1 protein-coding gene is annotated in these 1,412 nt (G+C 59.4%); it reads right to left on the bottom strand.

Annotation, left to right across the window (positions count from 1 at the left end):
- Positions 1-250: 250 nt before the first annotated feature.
- Positions 251-1,412 (bottom strand): phospholipase effector Tle1 domain-containing protein (locus tag I5W_RS11635; protein ID WP_044529349.1); only part of this gene is annotated, 1,162 nt, incomplete at its 5' end.

The raw sequence follows: 1,412 nt of genomic DNA, 5'->3' as shown, positions 1-1,412 counted from the left end.
GGGGATGACGGGGCGTGAAAAGGAGTAGACATCATCTCGCTACACCGATGCAGGCCAGAAGAACCCGTNCACCAGTCCCGGACGGGTTCTTCGTTGGGGAGATTCTGCTGGCATCAGAGGGAAGCGCTTACTCCACCGCGCGGCGATGCGTTCATGGAGAGTGAGACCTGACCCATTTTTCCAGACCAGGCTAATTTGGAATAGCTGCGGTGNATGGAATCTATCTTCTTAACATCTCGGTGGGCCAAGATCAGAGCAGGTCGGGTTTATCAGGTTTTGGTTTTTGCTCGCGAGCTTTGGGATGATTACCGAAATAGATCATCCGCCAGCGCAAATAGCCCCACATCCAGTGGAATTCATGACCGCCATCGACGATGACATGGGTCTTGTTCTGTCGCAAGGCTGCCAGACGATCCTGCTCGCGCTGTCTTTCTTTTTTCAGTTCCGCCAGCCGACCAGCTTGAGCGGGCAGTAGCTGCTGGCTGGCCTGCCGCTCCTGCAACGCACGGATCTCCTGGGAGAGCTCATCCAGATGCACCTGGACCTCGCGCATGGTCTCGGCCTGATACTTGCGCAGATTGCTCAGCTTGTCATCGTCGCCCAGCGGCTTGAACCAAGCGCGTGAGTCGTGCACCAGGGTCTCGAACAACAGCTTCTCGGCCGGCTTGACTGGCGTGAAGTCGTACCACGCCTGCGACACGCCGTCGTCCCAATCGTCGCGCTTGCCCGGATAGGGTAGAACATGGTCCCGGTCATTCAACCGCATCGTCTGCACCAGTATCAGCTCTCTGAGCAGATCGTCATCGACCACCTTCTGGTCGTTGATATCCTGGGCCTTCTTATGCGGGGGATCAAAAGATTGTGTCAGCCCCGGCAACAGGTGAATCTTGCCCAACATGCTCTTGCGCCAGCGCAGGTAGATGCCATAGTGGCGGCGGATGATGGTCTTGAGTGACTCCAGCGGCTGAGTCTCCACCAGCCACAAGCTGCCCTCGGGCTTGCCGCTGCCTTGGCGGGTCGCTTCCACGTAGGCATTGAAAGCCGATAGTGTGGCCGGGTCTATCTGGAACATACGCTTGTGCAGATCGATCATCTCGGCCTCATCCAGCAAGGGCACGCCACCGATAAGCGCCTCGCGGTACATCTGCGCCAATGGAATCTGCGACAGCTTGCGCGCATCGCCCACCCGCCCCTGGCCGATCGCACGCCCCTGATCATTGGGCGGATAGCCGCCGCCGACATCGGAGTGCACACCCGGATAGACCACTTCCTTGACGTTCTCGCCCGACGCCCCATCCAGCGGAAAGGAGCCGCGCACCTCGTGGGCCGACACCAGATGCACGCAGCGCCCGATGTCGGGATGGATGGCCAGGTCATCCGGGGTGGCCCAAGCGAAATGTCCGTCCATCAGG

Origin of the sequence: Herbaspirillum sp. B65 (assembly GCF_000333555.1) — a bacterium.
Classification (GTDB): Bacteria; Pseudomonadota; Gammaproteobacteria; order Burkholderiales; family Burkholderiaceae_D; genus Herbaspirillum; species Herbaspirillum rubrisubalbicans.
The sequence above is the reverse complement of the archived record's forward strand: the minus strand, read 5'-3'. Positions and strand labels throughout refer to the sequence as shown.